Here is a 17473-nt window from a genome sequence, read left to right on the forward strand (position 1 = left end):
GTAAATGTTTAACTTTTTATTACTCGAACAATACTGCTGGTGCGCAGTTGTTACCGAAGTTTGTGAACTTCGCTTTTACGACGCCAGCTACACAAGAGGTGTTGCCGCCATCCGGGTTCAAAGTCAAGCCACGTGGCAATGTTGCACAAGCAGCAGCCGTCGGGTTTTTCAAGGCGTTAACGATGGTTGTAACTATAGTTCTCTGGAACCCAGCTGGTGCTGTGTTGGATACAAAGGCTTTTGCTTCCATGTGGAATGGATACAGACCTGAAGCTGCAGCAAGACGAGCATTCACTACGTCACCAGTCTCTGGGTGTGAACCGTCGATCTTGATGTAGTGGTAGTCCCTGTTAGCTGCGTTTTCCAGAGTAGGATCGTTTTCCAGTGACAATACGCCAATTGCGTAACGTGAACCAGCGGCCGCGTTTGATGCTGTCGTGATATTGGTTTTCACGTTACCGGAACCGGAGTTCAACACCACTTGGTAGTTACCTGAAGTAGTGGCAGCTGGCAACAACGAGCTACCGCCCAGGCATGGGTTACCTAGAAAAAATGCGTTGGAAGAAGCTTGTGTACCTGAAGTATCTACACGGCGTTGGATGATTACTTTCTCACCATCTTCTTCACCCAGGATAGGGAACCATGATTCAGCAGTCTGTACAGCACCGCCATCAGCTAGGATAGAAGCGATTTGGCTTCTGGTCAGTGAAGGAGCCAATGCTGGAGTGAAGTTATTACCGGACTCAGAAATTCCTTGTACTTGTTGCAGTCTACGATACAGCGGATTAGAAACAACTACACCGAAAGCCTGACCAAGGAAAGCGTTGCTCACAGTACCGAAGCTGGAAACGTTACCACCACCGATAGCTGCAGAGAACAATGTAGGCTCAACATCAGAGAAACCACCAACGATCTGTTGCGGTGCCAGCGCATCAGCAGTTAAGGCAGCAGCGTTGATAGCACGGTTAGCAGAAGTTTGTACACCATTCGCGTCCAAGGCAACAGGGGAACCTGATTGTGCACAACCCTTGTACAAGTCAGCATTATTAGCAGTGTTAGAAGTATCTACATAACCTGTAGCTTGCTTTGCACAAGAGGTGGAAGTACCACCAAAATAAGATACACGTGCCAATTTTGTACCATTAGTAAATGGTGTAAATGCGTTCAATGAACCACCATCTACTGTGTGATACAACACGGAAGTACGTGTACCACGTGTACATGCGTAAGCAAAGAAGTTACCCAGGGAACCTGGAGCAGTAGAAGTGTTGCTGGCAGCTTGTGCTGTGAAGATAGAACCTGTACCAGCCTGGCAACCTTTTACCCAGCCTTCGTAGATAGAACGTGTAGGTGCAGAAGCACCTGCGATCCATGCCTGGTCTAAAGTACCTGCACCACGTGCAGATTCGATCTGAGCTGGCGTGATGCCTGCTGAAGCCAATGTACTGACAGACAAAGCTGCCAGAGCAAATGCGATTTTTTTAATGTTCATCATATTTCCCTTAAATTTTCTGAATCAGAGATCTTGAAAGAGCAGAGAGGCTCTTAAAGAGCCCCTTTTTTATTATTTTACGGACTTGCGACGACGAGCTGCAGCAGCTACCACGCCCATGCCCAAAGCCAACATCGCAAAGCTTTCTGGCTCAGGTACCGGTGTTGTGACCTGTACTGAAGAGATGGTCAACAAACCGGAATTGCTGAAATTCACTTTAGTATTGTTGAAGAAGAAGTTATCACCAGCACCGTTAGTTTGCTTTTGAACGGTTTGATACAGACTCATTTCACCGCCCAGTAAGGCGATTGAAGTTGGACCCTGGTTACCGTTGTTATCATTGGCAAAGTAAGTAAACGGGTCATTGTTTTGATATACAAATTGGTTGAAAGCACCAACTGCAGTCACAAGTGGGGATTTGGAAATTGCAACTGACTCTTGAGCATTTGGATAGTTAGCCAGATCGTAAGAAGAGATCATGCCACGTGCACCAGCAGCAGCACCCGCACCCTGGGTGTCACCAGCAAATACATTGTAATAAGTAGTGCTCAGGTTAGCACTGCCGATGAATGACTGGAATGCAGCATTTGTGCTCAAGTCAAATGTCAGTGCACTGTTTGAGCTATCAAAGTTTGAATCAGCATTATCAGTACCGATTTCATTCAGGGTGCTGTAAAAGTAGCCTGTATCAATCACTAAAGAAGAACTGGTAGTACGATCAAAAATAGTCAGGAACAAAGAACCGTTACCTGAAGATGGAACGTTAGTAGCGCTAGCCACGCCAGATGCTGTTAAAGCCAAAGCAGCGATCAAAGCCTTCACTTGGAATTTCATAAACTTCTCCTCAATTTCGAACAAAAATAATAAAAAGAACAAACTACAAATATGCTTAAGTAAAGCAGTCAATCTCGACCTGAAAAATTATGGTTGACCAACATGACAGCGTGACTTGAAAATCTAGTCCGCTATGACTAGCCCAACCGGGCTAATCAAAACGCATGTTGAGTGCATGCATAAAAATCCTGTTTATTGTAAAAACCCAAGATGACAGTTTGGAATTCAGGACTAGTCCTAACGGACTAAAAGAGAGGTGTTGCAGAATAAATTTTGATGACAATGAGGTAGAAGCAGGAACATTACTGCTTACGGGTAATCAGCCCCATTTTCAGGGCTTTACTGGCTGCTTGGCTGCGATTCTCAACATCCATTTTCCGCAAGATATTCTGTACATGGTTTTTGATGGTCAGCGGGCTGATCTCCATGATGCTGCCGATCTCCCAATTGGTTTTGCCGGCCTGCAACCATTCCAGCACTTCCAGCTCGCGCCTGCTTAATGGTTTGACCCTGCCATTACGAGTGGTAGTGGATAACACTGAAGGACATTTGTTGGCAGTCACTTTTTCGATGGCACAGTGCAGATGCGGCATCAGCAATTCCAACAGATGCGCAGTTTGCGCATTGACGGGTGAACTCAGGCGGCCAAACATAACCAGGGTGGCAATGCGGCTATGCTCATTACCAAAGCCATGTACCACAAACCGTTTGAGCTCAGATGCACTCATCCTGTCGGCGTCTATTTGTTCTACAGCGTAGTGGCTGTTCTGCTGGCTGGGTATTTCAGTATGGTAAAACAAGGGTTTACTGAGCGTACTCCATTGTTCGAATGCCTGGCTGACCAGACCATCGGTATCATGTAATACCTGGTCAAATTGTGTATCGCCAAAATATCGGCTGGAGGTTAGATACTCATAATCATAAGTGGGGCGCTCTGTTCCTCTTACGCCCACAATGACCACTTCGTGTGCTAGCAAACATTGGAATCCGCGTTGTAGCCAGTTAAAAAAATGAGAGCGATGCTGTAACCGTAGTGATTCTTCGATCACCTCCATGAATAACACGCGCTGCTCTTCATTCAGCACCAATGCCCATTGGTCATTGGCCTGATCCGTCCCTGTTATTGTGCTCATGTGTTTGCCACATTGATATAAATGCAGCACAGTTTGCGGAGAATTTGTGACAGAAAAATGATTGCCGCGTGTCAGTTGGTTGATATATTCATGACAGCGGATTATGCCTAAGGATTAGTTCCCAATTGGAACACAGGATATGACCAGACTGACCTTTGTATAATATTGCCGAATTACTCGACATGTCTTTTAGATGTCATATGGGCATGGCATTATTCCGCCATCATGACCGCTCTGGATCCCCTTTACCGTAGGCGATGCATTCACATCTTGCTGATTGGCAGTGTGTCGTTTGCAGTGGCGATGATAAACAACGCATTTGCTGACACTACACTTGAGGTCAAGCATTTAAGCGGTCAAATCCTACTCGACGATACCAGTGATACAGAGCTGGTCATCAGCAATGTCGACGATGAGGCAATGACGGTTGAATCAAATCCTGACGATCGACAAGTGTCTAAGAAGCTACGCTGGCAAACCGGTAGCATTCCTTACCAGAATGAAGTACAGGCTGTCGCACAAGCCACTCAAATCGATCCGGCCCTCATACATGCAGTCATTGCCACCGAGTCTGGTTACAATCCGCAAGCACAATCCAGGAAAGGGGCTTACGGATTGATGCAGGTGTTACCTTCCACTGCCCAATCGTTTTCAACCATCCCTGTCAAACAATGGTCAGTGCGCCAGCAAATCTTGTGGGGCTCGCGCTACCTGAAAAATATGCTCGAATTGTTTGAGGGCGATATTTCGCTGGCACTTGCCGCTTACAATGCCGGGCCGAATGCGGTAAAAATGCGGCAAAATACCTTGCCACCATTTCGCGAAACCCGGCAGTATGTGCCTAAAGTATTAAGTTATTACCGCGCATTCAAAAGCCGGTTGCCGCACGAAACATTACCTTTGGAATAAAAATTAACGGTTAGCCCACGCCAGTTCAAGGTCTGCCAGTGTATTCGGCTCATAGATAAACTGCCACTCCCGGTAGTGCTTTGCACCATGAAAACCGGATTCAAACTCCTGGTAGCCTGCACTACGGATAGGTTGCAGCAATGACTGGCTGTGCACCCCTACGATGCGTCCGTTACGAAACACCGGCGTCATGCCTTGCCTGGCAAAAAAGGGATCGGTATACAGTTTGCGCAGATGCCTTTTGAGTACCGGGAAACGTTTGTCTTCGACCAGTTCATTCAAGGTCATTGGATACTGTTTGACCGGTTGCGGCGTGGATTCGTAATAACGCCCGATCGCCAGCCGATAGGCTTCACCAACTTCCAGTAATAAGGCTTCGTTGGCGCGCTGTGTCTGTTGCTGCCACATCACCGCCGCACCTTGCATGCCAATAGCGGCAATCACTAGCGTGACCATCACGCCTATATATGAGAACCCTCGCTGCGGTCGCATGAACAATGTATGCCAGGTTACCAATCCGTATACAGGCTGCCATCCGTGGCCTGCCCGGTGGCGCCGCTGTGCAAGGTATACACACCGCCCACCAGCGGCAACTCGGGTGCGGTAATCACCCAAGTATCGTTGCTTTCGCTAATGGCATCCCATGGCAGCTTATCGAGATAATGCTTGTCTACCAGCTCCTGCAAGGTATCAGGGTATTGGCCCTGATCAGAAAAAAATTCATCCAGCGCCTTGCGGGTAGTCACCAGCTGTTGCTTGAGCGCCTGCTCCTTGGCACGTTGCACTCCGGAAAAATAACGTGGCACTGCCAGCGACAACAATAACGCAAGAATCGACAACACCACCAGCAACTCTACTAATGTGAAACCGGCAATACGCTTGATCATACGATGTCTACCATTGCGCATACGGCACTCCATTGATTCCGGTCTGGGTACTTAAGGAATACACATCATAAACATCCTGGCTGTAGCGCGGGGATTCAGGCGGGCTATCGTAACTGCGTAATCCCCAGCCTACAGAAGGACTGGTGCCGGCAGTTTGCTGGAGTCTCAGCATAGGGTCTTGCGGCACCCGGCGCAGGAAGCGCAACACCTTGCGCTTAGGGTCTTTCATATCCTGCACGCCCTCCGCCAGTATCTGCAAATTAGGCGGGTAACCGGTGGCATCGGCATTTTTCTTGACGCGCCCGTCATCCGCCGCTTTTTTGTAGCCATCAATCGCACGCCGTATCTCGCGCAGACTTTCACGTAGCTGCTGCTCTTTTTGTCGCTGCAAAGTAAGCTGCACCATAGGCGTGGCGACACTGGCCATAATCGCAACAATCGTCAGCGAAACCATTAATTCAATCAGGGTGAATCCGTTGCCATGAGTCAGGCGCCGAGCCCGGCAAACCCTGGCTGTAGACTGACATCGCATTACGGAATGACCTTAGGCGATGGTAAGGTGGTGGGCGATTGTTCCTGCACGCCACTGCCATTCACATTGTTGGACATGCCCGGCACCGTGGGGGTAACGTTTGAAGAAGGAAACGTGCTGGCAGGCTCTGGTGGCGGCGGAAGCGCATCCGGTGATGGTATGCTGGCCTCAGGTGGCACCGGTGTATCAGGAGATTCAATCACCGGGGGGGCAATCGGCTCGTTCAGTTCACGCTGGCGCTGTAATTGCTGCTCACGTATCTGCTGGCCACGTGTCAATGCCGGTGTCATCGGTGTGGTATTCAACAGCGGCTTATCAGAAATCACGGTTTCGGTACCACTCCAGTATTCGGAGAAAGTGGCTTCCGGCAGCGTAACATTGCTGATCACTTTAGGCGTGATTGCCAGCACAATTTCCGTTTTTTGTTTCTCGTCATTGTGACGGGAGAATAACCTGCCCAAAATCGGGATCTCGCCTAAAAATGGTACTTTGTCTGCATTCTTGCGTTCGGAATCCTGGATCAGGCCCGCCAGGATTTGCGTCTCCCCATGTTTCAGCCGCAGTATCGTGCTGGCATTGCGGGTGCCGATGTTAAACACCCTGGAGTTATTGCTCAGGGTCACCGCTTCGCCTAATGAACTGACTTCCAGGTTGACTTTGATACTCACAAAATCGTCCAGCATGATACGTGGTTCCACTTCCAGCTTCAGCCCGACATCCACATACGAAACACTTTCGGAGGTGCCGACGTTAGCGGTGGTATTGGTGGTAATCACTGGCACTTTATTACCGACCAGCACTTTGGCTTTTTCGTTGTTCTTGACGCGGATACGCGGATTGGACAGCAGGTTCAAATCCGTATCGGTGGTCTTGAACTGTATGCTGGGGTTAGGGCTGACGCCGATATTGGAGGACTTCAGATTCTTCAAGGCTTCCAGCGTTAACGGGCTATTCAATACTGTCAGTGAGCTAGGATAGATAATCCCCAGGTCTTGCAGCTTGCCACGTGTGATTTCCATCACTTCAATTTCCAGCATCACTTCCGGGTCGGCAATGTCCTGCGCCTTGATCATTTTTTCCGCCAGAGCCAGTACTTCCGGCCTGTCCCGCAATACCAGCATGTTCAGGCGCTCATCAACATAGACATCGCGGATTTTAAGGATGGTACGCAGCATGTCCGCACACTGTTTGGCACTGGTATTGGCAAAGTAAAAGTTACGGATCAGCAAATCCTGGTAATCCTTGTTCTTTTGCTGGGTGGCGGGATACACCAGCAGGCTGTTGGGTGACAGAATTTTTTTCTGCAAGCCGTTACTGGTCAGCACCATATCAATGGCATCTTCAATCGGCATTTTTTTAAGAAAGACCGAAGCTTTCATTTCCGGCTTGATATCTTTATCCAGGATAAAGTTGACGCCAGTGGCACGGGATAATGCCTCGAATACAACTTTTATATTGGCATCACGCAGTTCCAGCGTCACCGGTTTGCTTAAGCCGGTTTGCAGCTGCGGTAACGCCGCACGTGCATGGGTTTCCAGCGCAATCAACTGCCTTTCCAGTGCTAATGCCTGCTCGTTGGTCGGTTGTTCCAGCAGGATATCGCGTACCAGCTTCAGCGCTTCTTTGGGCTGATCAATCTTCTGTTTGGCCGCTTCCAGTTGCTTGCGCAATATAATCTCGCGCTCGCCCGCTCTCTCATAATCCAGCGCCTTGGGATGATTTGCATCCAGCGTCAGTATCCGCGCGTAAATCTGTTTTGCTTCAGCAACATTGCCTTTGGCATTGGCCGCTTCGGCTTCGAAAGAGAGGGCATTAATTGCCTGTTCCCGTTCGCGATACCAGCGATTGCGTAATTCCACATCACCTGGTTTTTCAGCCACCAGTTTAGCTAATTCATGTACTTTTCCCTCAGGCGTGGTGGCCGTGAGTTTAGTCGGGAACAAACCGCAGGCAGCCAGACCAAAGGCAATACACACCAGGAATAGCGTGGTCCGTAAACGGGTTGGCAGCGCGGTTAAGCGATGAGATTGAATATAAGAATGACTCATGAATTATTGTTCTAACGGAATATTGTCTTCAGTATCCGCCACAGACTGGCGTTGCCCTGCTGCTGCGGTTTTTGCCTTGCTCAATACCACTGCCTGATTAAGCGGCAGATACGTAAAATAAACAGATTGCGCATCTTCACTATCCAGCCGCCATTGCGCAGTCACCTGGCTCTTCAGCCTGGGCATCAATACTTTTTTTTGCTGCATTAAAATCACTGTGCTGCCTTCGGGCACATCCTGCATGCTGCCTACGTAGGTGTAAGGTACTGGCGGGGCTTGCGGCGGTGGTGGCGGTTGTGGTTTGACTGGCGGTGGCAACCACTCATGCGCATCAAACAGGGCATGACTGACCTTGGCCGGTAACTTTCTCGGCAGCACGACAGGGCTGGATCTCTCTGCTGCGGCAGGTTGCGCAGCCTGATCATGGGCGCTATTCGTTTGTAGTTCCGGCACTGTGACTGTAGCTGGCACGGCTGCTGCAGATGCCTGTTTTTTTGCAGGGGCAGGATGAGCCAAACTGCTGTCTGCAACGACAGTGTCATCCACCGCATCCTGCTCCGCTGACCATTGCCAATACACCAACACAACTGTCAGCAGCAGGCTGATCCATAACAGCGGCCGCCGGGATGTTTGCGCGTTAGCCGCCTCAAGTCGCATGCTCATGCCCTCCGCGGATAAACATGGAGAATGTCAGCGTCGTTTCAATCACCGGCTGCACCGTTTCGTTCTTGCGCAGTTCCAGCCCGGTCAGCGCCATGGTCGGGTAACGACGCAGCACTTCACTGATAAAACGGCGACAAGTGATATAGTCCGACTGGATGGTGAAACGCATATCAAATTGCTGTATCAGCTGCGGGCCGACAGCGGCCTGATGTGCCTGCCACTGATAATCGCCCACATTCAAAGGTATATGATGCTTTTGCGCCAGCGCGGCGACCTGCAACATACGCGGTGATAACTCGCTACTGGCAGGCAACTGCTGCCACAGCTCCGACAGGGTGACGGGCTCACTTTCCACTTCAGGCGTTTTTGCTGCTGCTACTTTTTTTGAAATGGGCGTCCCCGTTTCAACAGGAGTGGCGGACCGTAATTCCAGCTGCTCGACTTCTTGTTCCAGCGAAGCAAGTTGGGCCGTTTTTGCCGGTTGTTGCTGTAACAAATATAGCCAGACGACGATTAGCACGCTACTGGCTAACATGGGCACCCAGCCCAGGTACCAAGCGCTGCGTCTGGCAAACCAGAAGAGCCCTGTCATGGACGGCAAGCGAAAACCACTCATGGCTGCCACCCGCCCTGTATTTCAAAACTGACCGGACGTTGCGGATGTGTTTCAATCACCTGGTGTTTTTGCAGATGCACTTGCGTCAGCACTGCCTCTTCCTGCAAATGACCCACATATTTCAGCAAAGTGTTGTAGTCCTTGGCTTCGCCGGACAAGGTGAATTGCCCACGTGCGGCATCGGGTAACAGCTGCAACAATGCAATGTCCTTGATCTGCCGGGATTCCAGCGCCTGCAATAAATCGAACCAGTGGATGTTTAACTGCTGCGTAATAGTTTCTGCTTCTTTTTCCTGTGCCTGGGTCAGTGCGATGGCGGCTTTCTTTTGTGCCGCGGCATATGCATGCTGCTTTGCCTCTTCCGGTGTTCGTGCAGATTGTGCTTGAGCCACGATTGTTTTTTGTAATTGACTGGCTTCGTCATTCGCTTGTACCAATGCTCGTGACAACTCCGCTTTGTGTTGTTCCATAGCCAGCAGTTGTGCATTGACTTCATCATCTGCATGCCAGGCAGTCAATACTAGTAAAGCACTTACCACTAACAGCAATACACCCGGCCAACGCACCTTTCGCCAGGCAAATGCAGGCTGGGCAAACTCAAAATAGTAGTTCGGGTTAGGCCACATGTGCGACCTCTTGCCACAGTGAGGTGATCGCATTGGCGGAATATATGTTTTTCCAGGTCAAGCGGCCTGCCAGGTGTTGCGACAGCCGGCGACCAACCGCAGCTACCGGCTCACATGCCGGTTCACTTAACCAGTAGCAGTCTGCGGCCTGCACGCCCATTAAAGTCCGCTCGCGCAGCAACCATGCAGCCATGCTATCTACTTCGGCCAGATCACTGACCAGGCTGGCAACATGGGTAACTTCGCCTTGCTGCAAATGCAATAATCGCAGCATATGCGGCTCTGCACTCACTACCGTACCCTCTGCTGGCAGGCGGGTATGCGCCCAGAGTGCGCAGGCATAGGGTTGCAACGACAATTGCAGATATTTGCGTGGCGACACCAGGTTTTTTGCAGCTATGTTTTGCAAGACTGGTGTAGTGGCGAGCAATGAAGCATGGCTTTGCGGGACATCCTGCATACGCAACGGCCATTGCACCGCGGCCTCACCATAGGTTTTGAGCAACATGGCTCGTGCATATGCTTGCAACTCAGTACCTGATAAAGCGGTGGCCTGGCCGGATTGTTGAATGGCAGGTAATAACATCAAATGCACATGCTGGTCTGCCAGGTAAATTTCGATACGCTGCCAGTCGGTGGCGGGTAGTTGCGCGATGACAGCAGTTATGGCTGCCTGCAAGGCGAGAGGCTCCGTACTATCCAGGGGTGCCTGGGCAACCACTCTGCGTGATTGAATACCAGCCGGCCAGTGCTCGGCCAGCACGCTGTCAGCTGTCACCAGCATCCGCGTCATGCCACACCAACGTATTTGGCTGAGCATATCAGGCAATAAACGTGACACGGTTAATCTCCTGCAAACTTGTCATGCCCGCACCCGCAGCACTGACTGCCGCTTCGCGTATGGTACGCATGCCATTTTTTGCAGCGGCTTCTTTGAGCTGACGGATAGGTTCGCGGGCAATGATCATCTCGCGTAACTCGTCATTCAGCACCAACACTTCCGCCACCGCTTTACGGCCTTTATAACCGGTACCGCGACAATGTCCACAGCCTTTGGCATATTTAAAGGTCATACCGACGGCCTGTTCCGGCGTCAGGCCTGAGGCTTCCAGTAACTCTGCATCCGGCACAAACGGTTCAGCGCAATGCGGGCACAAGCTGCGCACCAAGCGCTGCGCAATAATGCCGTTGACGGCCGACACAAAGTGATACGGGTCAACGCCCATATGCATAAAGCGGCCTATCACATCCAGCACACTGTTGGCATGCACGGTGGAGAACACCAGGTGACCGGTGAGTGCCGCCTGCACCGCAATCTGTGCGGTCTCCGCATCGCGGATTTCACCAACCATGATTTTGTCAGGATCATGACGCAGGATAGAGCGCAGCCCGCGCGCAAACGTCAGGCCTTTCTTTTCATTCACGGGGATTTGCAACACACCAGGCAATTGGTATTCCACCGGGTCTTCGATGGTGACAATCTTGTCAAAGCCGGTATTCACTTCAGAAATGGCGGCATACAATGAAGTGGTTTTACCGCTACCGGTAGGTCCGGTCACCAGCACCATGCCATATGGTTCGCTGGCCAGCTTCCTGAACCTGGCAATCACGTCGTCGTCAAACCCCAGCGCCTTCAGGCTTAAGCCCTGCGCCTGCTCGGTGAGTGCTTTGCGGTCCAATACCCTTAATACAGCATCTTCACCAAACGCACTCGGCATAATGGACACACGAAAGTCGATCAGGCGGTTCATCGCATGTACTTTAAATCGGCCATCTTGCGGGATACGCCGTTCGGCAATATCCAGTTGCGCCATCACCTTGATCCGCGAAATAGCCTGTTCTGCACTATCCAGTCCCGGGCTATTGGCAATACTGGCCATCACGCCATCAATGCGGTATTTCACAGCCAGGCCCCCAGGATGCGACTCCAGGTGTATATCACTGGCGCCGGTTTTCAGTGCATCATATAAAGTGGAGTTGATCAATTTGATGATGGGGTTGGCATCTTCATGGATGGACTTGAGCGAAAGTTGCATCACAACCTCCTCTTCGCCCTCCTTTGCCTGGTCTTCGTGCAGACCCATGCCATCCATGGCACGCATGGTTTCTTCCTCACCGGCCAGGTAAGCGCTAATATCGAGCCGGTGTGCCAATCGCCATGTAAAGGACTGCTGCACGGCATGCTGCGCCCATAACGGCAATTGCTTGTCGAACGGGTCAGCAAATACCAGTATCAATGCTTGGTTTTCATCATAAAAAGCCAGGCATTCTTTTTGTTGTGCCTGGTTATAGCTGATGACATCGAACGCGACCTGCCATTCACGCATTTCACGCATGCTGGCTACCGGGTAATGCAGCAGGCTACCCAATTCATTGACCAGCGCTTCGCTCTCCAATGACAGTAACTCTTCCAGCACTTCGATGACACGACGTTGCTGCTGTTGTGCCAGCATTTGTGCCTGCGCGAATACATCCGCTTGCATTGTGGTTGGTAAAAGCTGATTCATTGGATTTGCCCCGCCAGTTCAAAGATTGGCATATACAGCAGAAGCACAACAACACCTATCACCAGGCCAATAAACAACATGAGCAAGGGCTCAAACAATTTGGTAAACCAGTCTATCCAGCGCGCCAGTTCTTCATCATAAAAACCGGCGATGCTATCCATCATTTGCGCCACATTACCGCCACGTTCCCCAACCAGCAGCATGCGTTCACCAATGGGTGTGGTCATGCCCGCAGTTTTGAATGCATTCGACAGCGGCTGCCCCTGGCTGATCATGGTTTGCGCCTGTTGCAGGCTGAGTGCCATGCTAATATCCAGCAAGCCGCCTAGCGAATCAATCGCCGTCATGATGGGCGTACCGCCCGCCAGTAACATACCCAAAGTACGGTAAAAGCGTGCTAATTGATAGAGCTGCAACTTGGCACCGACGGCCGGGATGCGCCAGATTGCCCGCACCATGGCCTGCCGCATGCTAGGTGTTTTAAATACCAGAATCAGCCCGATGATGCCACCGACCAATATGGCGAGCATGGTTTCACCATGTTGTGAAATCAGGGTACCCCACTGCAACATCATTTGCGACATCCACGGTAAGTCCGCGCCTGTACCTTCATACACGCTGCTGAATTTCGGTACGACAAAACCCATTAAAAAGGCAATCACCAGACCACCGACGATAATCAGCAGCATGGGATAAATCGATGCGCTGATGATTTTCTTTTTAAGAAGTGAGACCTGGTTGTCGTACGCAATATAGCGAGATAAGGCATTGCCTAAATCACCGGTGCGCTCAGCCGCTTTGACGGTAGCAAAATAAAGCGGAGGGAATACTTCCGGTTGGCGTTCGAGTGCGGCAGAGAATGATTTACCTTGCTGCAATGACTGCAAGATACCCTGCAATACGGCGCGGGTGTGATCCTGGCGTAATGAAAGTGCCTCAATCGCTTCGACCAGATTGAGCCCTGAGTGCAGCAAAGCCAATAACTCCTGACTGAACAAAGCCAGGGGGAAAGCTTCTTTTTTTAAGCGCGTCTTACCTGATTTATCCAATTGCAGGGAAACTGGCAGCAAGCCCTTAGACTTTAACTGCGCATAAGCATCCTGCTCATCGTCGGCCTGCAACTCGACCATCGTCAATAGTGAGCCGTTCAACACTTTGGCTTGGTAGCGCATGTCAATTACCAGCTGGTAATATCCTGCGACTCATCATTGCCGCCCACCTGGCCGTCTTTGCCATAGCTGAATAAATCATACTCGCCATGCTGGCCTGGAAAACGATACTGGTAAGGCTTGCCCCAAGGATCGTTGGGCACACCTTTCTTCAGATAAGGCCCGCTCCAGCGCGTGTCATTATCGGTGTTCGCCATCAGGGCATTCAGCCCCTGCTCGGTAGATGGATAATGGCCGACATCCAGGCGGAACTGGTCCAATGACTGCTCAAGCGCTGCGATTTGTGCCTTGGCCGTCTTTACTTCTGATTTGCCAATCTGCTGGAAATACTTGGGACCGACATAGCCTGCCAGTAAGCCGATAATGACCATTACCACCAGTAATTCGAGTAAGGTAAACCCGGCAATGCTTCTGACCGAACGCAGCGTCATCCAATATTTCTCCATGAAAATTTGATGACAATACTAAGCAGTTCAGATTGCAGAAAAGTGGCAGCAATGTGACAAATCGCCATAATTGTAAATTTATATTAACAATTATGGCGATGAGTAATTTGGAGAGTTGCTAACTTTTAAAGTTGGCTAGCCAAGTTGCAGAAACAAGATATTTAGAAGCTCACTATTCACCTAGAAAACCACCACTTTGATGCGCCCAGAGTTTGGCGTAAATACCATTCAGCTTGAGTAATTCATGATGGGTGCCGGTTTCTACGATATGACCTTTATCGAGGACTACCAGTTTATCCATCGCGGCAATGGTGGAAAGCCGGTGTGCAATGGCAATTACGGTTTTACCTTCCATCAATTGCGACAGATGATGCTGGATAGCCTGCTCAACTTCTGAATCCAGCGCGCTAGTCGCTTCATCCAGTACCAGGATAGGCGCATTTTTAAGCATCACGCGCGCAATAGCGATACGCTGGCGCTGGCCGCCGGAGAGTTTTACCCCGCGTTCACCTACGTGGGCATCATAGCCGGTGCGACCTTTGGCATCCCTGAGTGTCTGGATAAAGTCGTGCGCTTCCGCCCGTTTGGCAGCAGCCACCATGTCTTCCTCAGTCGCGTCAGGGCGGCCATAGAGAATATTCTCGCGCACTGAACGATGCAGCAAGGAAGTATCCTGCGTCACCATACCGATCTGCTGACGCAAAGAATTCTGTTTAACGCTAGCTATCGACTGGCCATCAATGCGTATTTGGCCGGACTGGATATCATAAAAACGCATTAACAGATTAACGATGGTTGATTTACCTGCGCCGGAACGTCCCACTAAACCTACTCGTTCACCCGGCCGGATATTCAAATCAAAACTTTGTAGCAGAGGTGTCTGTTGTGCATAGGCAAAATCCACCTGATCAAACCTGACTTCGCCTTTTGGCACTGAAAGTGCCGGCGCATCAGGCTGATCAACCACATCATTGATGACAGATAAGGTATTTACGCCATCCTGCACCGTACCAATTTGCTCATACAGGGAAGTAAGCTCCCACATCACCCAGTGAGAAATCCCATTTAGCCTTAAACTCATTGCCATCACAGCAGCCACCGCGCCAGCGGCTACCAGGCTTTGCGACCAAAGCCATAGCACCATGCCGCCACTGGCAATAATCAGGCACATATTTAAAAAGTGATTGATGCTCTCTACGCAACTGACCATGCGCATCTGTCCATGTACGGTATCCAAAAACTCCTGCATGGCAGATTGCGCATACCCTGCTTCCCGTCCCGCATGCGAAAACAATTTGACTGTGGGGATATTGGTATAGGCGTCGGTGATTCGCCCAGCCATCAATGCGCGTGCATCTGCCTGTTGCTGTGACACCTTGGCCAAGCGTGGAATAAAGTAAAAAAGCGCGCAGCCATACAACAGCAGCCAACCGAGAAAAGGCAGCACCATCCATGGATGAAAGTTTCCGACAACCGTCACGATGGTGGTGAAATAGATCAGCACGTATACCATGATGTCAGCCAGGATAAACCACACGTCTCTGACTGCCAGTGCAGTTTGCATCACCTTCGCGGAAACCCTTCCGGCAAACTCGTCCTGATAAAAGGACATACTCTGATTCAGCATATGCTGATGAAATTGCCAGCGCATGCGCATGGGGAAATTGCCCGCCAATGTTTGATGTTTAATCAGCGTTTGCAGCAGGATAATGACGGTACTACCCACCAGAATAGCGATTACCCAAGTCAACGTTTGTTGATGTGTATTCCACAACTGTTGGGGAGCAATCGCAGTCAGCTTATCCACCACCTTCCCCATCAGGGCAAAGAGTAATGCCTCAAATGCACCAATACAAGCGGTCAGTATGGTCATCAATAAGATGTACTTACGCATGCCATGTGAGCAGGCCCACATAAATGGCCAGAATTTTGTCGGCAGGTTTTGAATAATTTCGTGCGGGAAAGGAGAAACCAATCCCTCAAATTTGGAAAACAATCGCATGGTTAAAGGTGTGTATAAATCAGAACAACGGCTTCGGCAGCAATGCCCTCACCACGACCAGTAAAGCCTAGCCTTTCAGTGGTAGTCGCTTTTACGTTAATAAAATCAATGCCGACCTGACAGTCACCGGCAATATTCTCTCGTATGCTATTAATATAAGGCCCGAGTCTAGGAGCTTCACAGATCACAGTTGCATCAACATTGCCAATATGAAACCCCTTCTTACTCAGCAATTCCACCACATGCCTTAATAACTCACGTGAATCTATGCCTTTATAACGCATCTCCGATGGGGGGAAATGCTTACCGATATCGCCGAGCGCCGCAGCCCCTAATAACGCATCACAAATAGCATGCAGCAGCACATCGGCATCCGAATGTCCGTCCAAACCGAGTGGATGAGGAATATTTACACCACCGATAATGCAATCGCGGCCGCTTACTAGCCCATGCACATCAAAGCCGTGACCAATTCTAAAGGGCGTCATAAATTTCCTGTATCGCTCAAACTTAAAGTTGCTGTTTCGGTGTGTGCAGACTGCATTAACGCAGCAACCACCTTTAAATCTTGTGGGTAGGTGATTTTCATATTTTTTAAATCGCCCAGAACCAATTTAGGTTGATAACCCATCCACTCCATGGCTTGTGCCTCATCTGTCGGATGCCGCTGTAAATAAGTGGTTAATGCCTGTTGCAACTGATCATGCCTGAACATTTGAGGCGTTTGTGCCTGCCATAATTTTTCGCGGGGAATGGTTTCACTGATAAAGGCGTTTGCATCGGCACGCTTCAGAGTATCAGCCAGTGGTAACGCGAGAATGGCACCAACATCTTTATCTGATATCGCATTGATCAGGCGATTAATCATTGCCTGATCGATGCCTGGTCTAGCCGCATCATGTACCAGTATCCAATCGTCAGCCTCTATGGAAGCTGCTATTGCCTTTAAACCATTGAGTACACTGGTCGCACGCGTTTCTCCACCCACTGACATTACGCGTGTTTTATGACAATCGTTCAGCAGTGCAGGTTTCCAATATGGATCATTTTCAGAAATCACAATGACAATACTTGAGATTTCAGGCATCCCTTCAAAAACATCAATTGCATGCCGCATTAATGGTTTGCCATTCAGCATCAAATACTGCTTGGGAGTTTCTGATTGCATGCGAGTGCCATGCCCTGCACTGGGAATTAAGACATGATATTTAGCCATCCATCCATTTTAACATGCCATGCTTAGCAACTTGTTCCCGGATTAGCCCTAATGGGTTAATGACATGCTTGTTTTGGATGCTTATGATGCAAGCAAAYGAGGGAGAAGACTCACAACAACAGCCGACCTAGCGGTTAAATGCCTGGTTAACGGCGCAAACAACAGCAATACAGATTTCATGGCAGTCTATTTTGAGTTATCTTAATAGACATTGATAACCCGGTGCTTGCACCGGGTTTTTTTATCTCCTGCCGATCTGGCTTAAAAGCAAAAACCCCGCTATTGCTAGCGGGGTTTTCTTGTAAGGAGCTTGGGGATGACCTACTTTCGCATACGAAGAGTACACTATCATTGGCGCAAGTTCGTTTCACGGCCCTGTTCGAGATGGGAAGG

The 17473-nt window shown here is 49.9% G+C and carries 18 protein-coding genes; 1 reads left to right on the top strand and 17 read right to left on the bottom strand.

Annotated elements, in window-relative coordinates; genetic code table 11:
- Window positions 1–19: 19 nt before the first annotated feature.
- From ASG34_RS09720 to epsA, 3 genes are all read right to left on the bottom strand, one after another.
- Complete coding sequence (locus tag ASG34_RS09720; RefSeq protein WP_235559760.1) at window positions 20–1495, bottom strand: hypothetical protein; 1476 nt, start codon at window positions 1493–1495, stop codon at window positions 20–22.
- Between the two features lie 69 nt (window positions 1496–1564).
- Window positions 1565–2326 carry a PEP-CTERM sorting domain-containing protein gene (locus ASG34_RS09725; RefSeq protein WP_055829959.1) on the bottom strand — a complete coding sequence of 254 codons (762 nt, stop codon included), beginning with the start codon at window positions 2324–2326 and terminating at the stop codon, window positions 1565–1567.
- 302 nt (window positions 2327–2628) lie between these two features.
- Entirely contained in the window at window positions 2629–3459 is an 831-nt protein-coding gene (epsA, locus tag ASG34_RS09730; RefSeq protein WP_055829961.1) for an XrtB/PEP-CTERM-associated transcriptional regulator EpsA, read from the bottom strand.
- 303 nt (window positions 3460–3762) lie between these two features.
- Between epsA and ASG34_RS09735 the strand changes: the two genes are divergently transcribed.
- Window positions 3763–4368, top strand: coding sequence for a lytic transglycosylase domain-containing protein (locus tag ASG34_RS09735; protein ID WP_235559761.1), 606 nt, complete (start codon window positions 3763–3765; stop codon window positions 4366–4368).
- Window positions 4369–4371: 3 nt separating this feature from the next.
- On the opposite strand, the gene ASG34_RS09740 is transcribed toward ASG34_RS09735, so the two are convergent.
- The 14 genes from ASG34_RS09740 to ispD form a co-directional block, all read right to left on the bottom strand.
- Window positions 4372–4860, bottom strand: a complete 489-nt coding sequence (locus tag ASG34_RS09740; protein ID WP_055829965.1) for a type II secretion system protein — start codon at window positions 4858–4860, stop codon at window positions 4372–4374.
- A gap of 17 nt (window positions 4861–4877) precedes the next feature.
- Window positions 4878–5276: a type IV pilin protein gene (locus tag ASG34_RS09745; RefSeq protein WP_055829967.1), complete on the bottom strand. Its 399-nt coding sequence runs from the start codon at window positions 5274–5276 to the stop codon at window positions 4878–4880.
- Entirely contained in the window at window positions 5263–5787 is a 525-nt protein-coding gene (locus ASG34_RS09750) for a type II secretion system protein (protein WP_055829968.1), read from the bottom strand. The genes ASG34_RS09745 and ASG34_RS09750 overlap by 14 nt, the downstream gene beginning before the upstream one ends.
- Window positions 5787–7835, bottom strand: coding sequence for a secretin N-terminal domain-containing protein (locus tag ASG34_RS09755; protein ID WP_055829970.1), 2049 nt, complete (start codon window positions 7833–7835; stop codon window positions 5787–5789). Before ASG34_RS09755 ends, ASG34_RS09750 begins: the two co-directional genes overlap by 1 nt.
- Before the next feature lie 3 nt (window positions 7836–7838).
- Window positions 7839–8498, bottom strand: a complete 660-nt coding sequence (locus tag ASG34_RS09760; protein ID WP_235559762.1) for a hypothetical protein — start codon at window positions 8496–8498, stop codon at window positions 7839–7841.
- Window positions 8482–9114, bottom strand: coding sequence for a hypothetical protein (locus ASG34_RS09765; RefSeq protein ID WP_055829974.1), 633 nt, complete (start codon window positions 9112–9114; stop codon window positions 8482–8484). Before ASG34_RS09765 ends, ASG34_RS09760 begins: the two co-directional genes overlap by 17 nt.
- On the bottom strand, window positions 9111–9740 hold the full coding sequence (locus ASG34_RS09770; RefSeq protein ID WP_055829976.1) for a hypothetical protein: 630 nt from the start codon (window positions 9738–9740) through the stop codon (window positions 9111–9113). Before ASG34_RS09770 ends, ASG34_RS09765 begins: the two co-directional genes overlap by 4 nt.
- Window positions 9730–10581 (bottom strand): hypothetical protein, encoded by an 852-nt coding sequence (locus tag ASG34_RS09775; protein ID WP_055829977.1) that lies wholly within the window; start codon window positions 10579–10581, stop codon window positions 9730–9732. Before ASG34_RS09775 ends, ASG34_RS09770 begins: the two co-directional genes overlap by 11 nt.
- A complete protein-coding gene (locus ASG34_RS09780; protein ID WP_055829979.1) occupies window positions 10562–12247 on the bottom strand; it encodes a GspE/PulE family protein in 1686 nt (561 codons plus the stop codon). The genes ASG34_RS09775 and ASG34_RS09780 overlap by 20 nt, the downstream gene beginning before the upstream one ends.
- The gene (locus ASG34_RS09785) at window positions 12244–13419 is read right to left on the bottom strand and encodes a type II secretion system F family protein (RefSeq protein WP_055829981.1); all 1176 of its coding nucleotides are present in this window, start codon (window positions 13417–13419) and stop codon (window positions 12244–12246) included. The genes ASG34_RS09780 and ASG34_RS09785 overlap by 4 nt, the downstream gene beginning before the upstream one ends.
- Before the next feature lie 5 nt (window positions 13420–13424).
- Window positions 13425–13847: a type II secretion system major pseudopilin GspG gene (gene gspG / locus ASG34_RS09790; protein ID WP_082488064.1), complete on the bottom strand. Its 423-nt coding sequence runs from the start codon at window positions 13845–13847 to the stop codon at window positions 13425–13427.
- 187 nt (window positions 13848–14034) lie between these two features.
- The gene (locus ASG34_RS09795) at window positions 14035–15858 is read right to left on the bottom strand and encodes an ABC transporter ATP-binding protein (RefSeq protein WP_369814572.1); all 1824 of its coding nucleotides are present in this window, start codon (window positions 15856–15858) and stop codon (window positions 14035–14037) included.
- A gap of 8 nt (window positions 15859–15866) precedes the next feature.
- Window positions 15867–16352, bottom strand: coding sequence for a 2-C-methyl-D-erythritol 2,4-cyclodiphosphate synthase (gene ispF, locus ASG34_RS09800; protein ID WP_055829988.1), 486 nt, complete (start codon window positions 16350–16352; stop codon window positions 15867–15869).
- Window positions 16349–17080, bottom strand: a complete 732-nt coding sequence (gene ispD, locus ASG34_RS09805) for a 2-C-methyl-D-erythritol 4-phosphate cytidylyltransferase (protein WP_055829989.1) — start codon at window positions 17078–17080, stop codon at window positions 16349–16351. The genes ispF and ispD overlap by 4 nt, the downstream gene beginning before the upstream one ends.
- Window positions 17081–17473 lie beyond the last annotated feature (393 nt).

The organism is Methylophilus sp. Leaf416 (assembly GCF_001424665.1).
In the GTDB taxonomy this organism is placed as follows: domain Bacteria; phylum Pseudomonadota; class Gammaproteobacteria; order Burkholderiales; family Methylophilaceae; genus Methylophilus.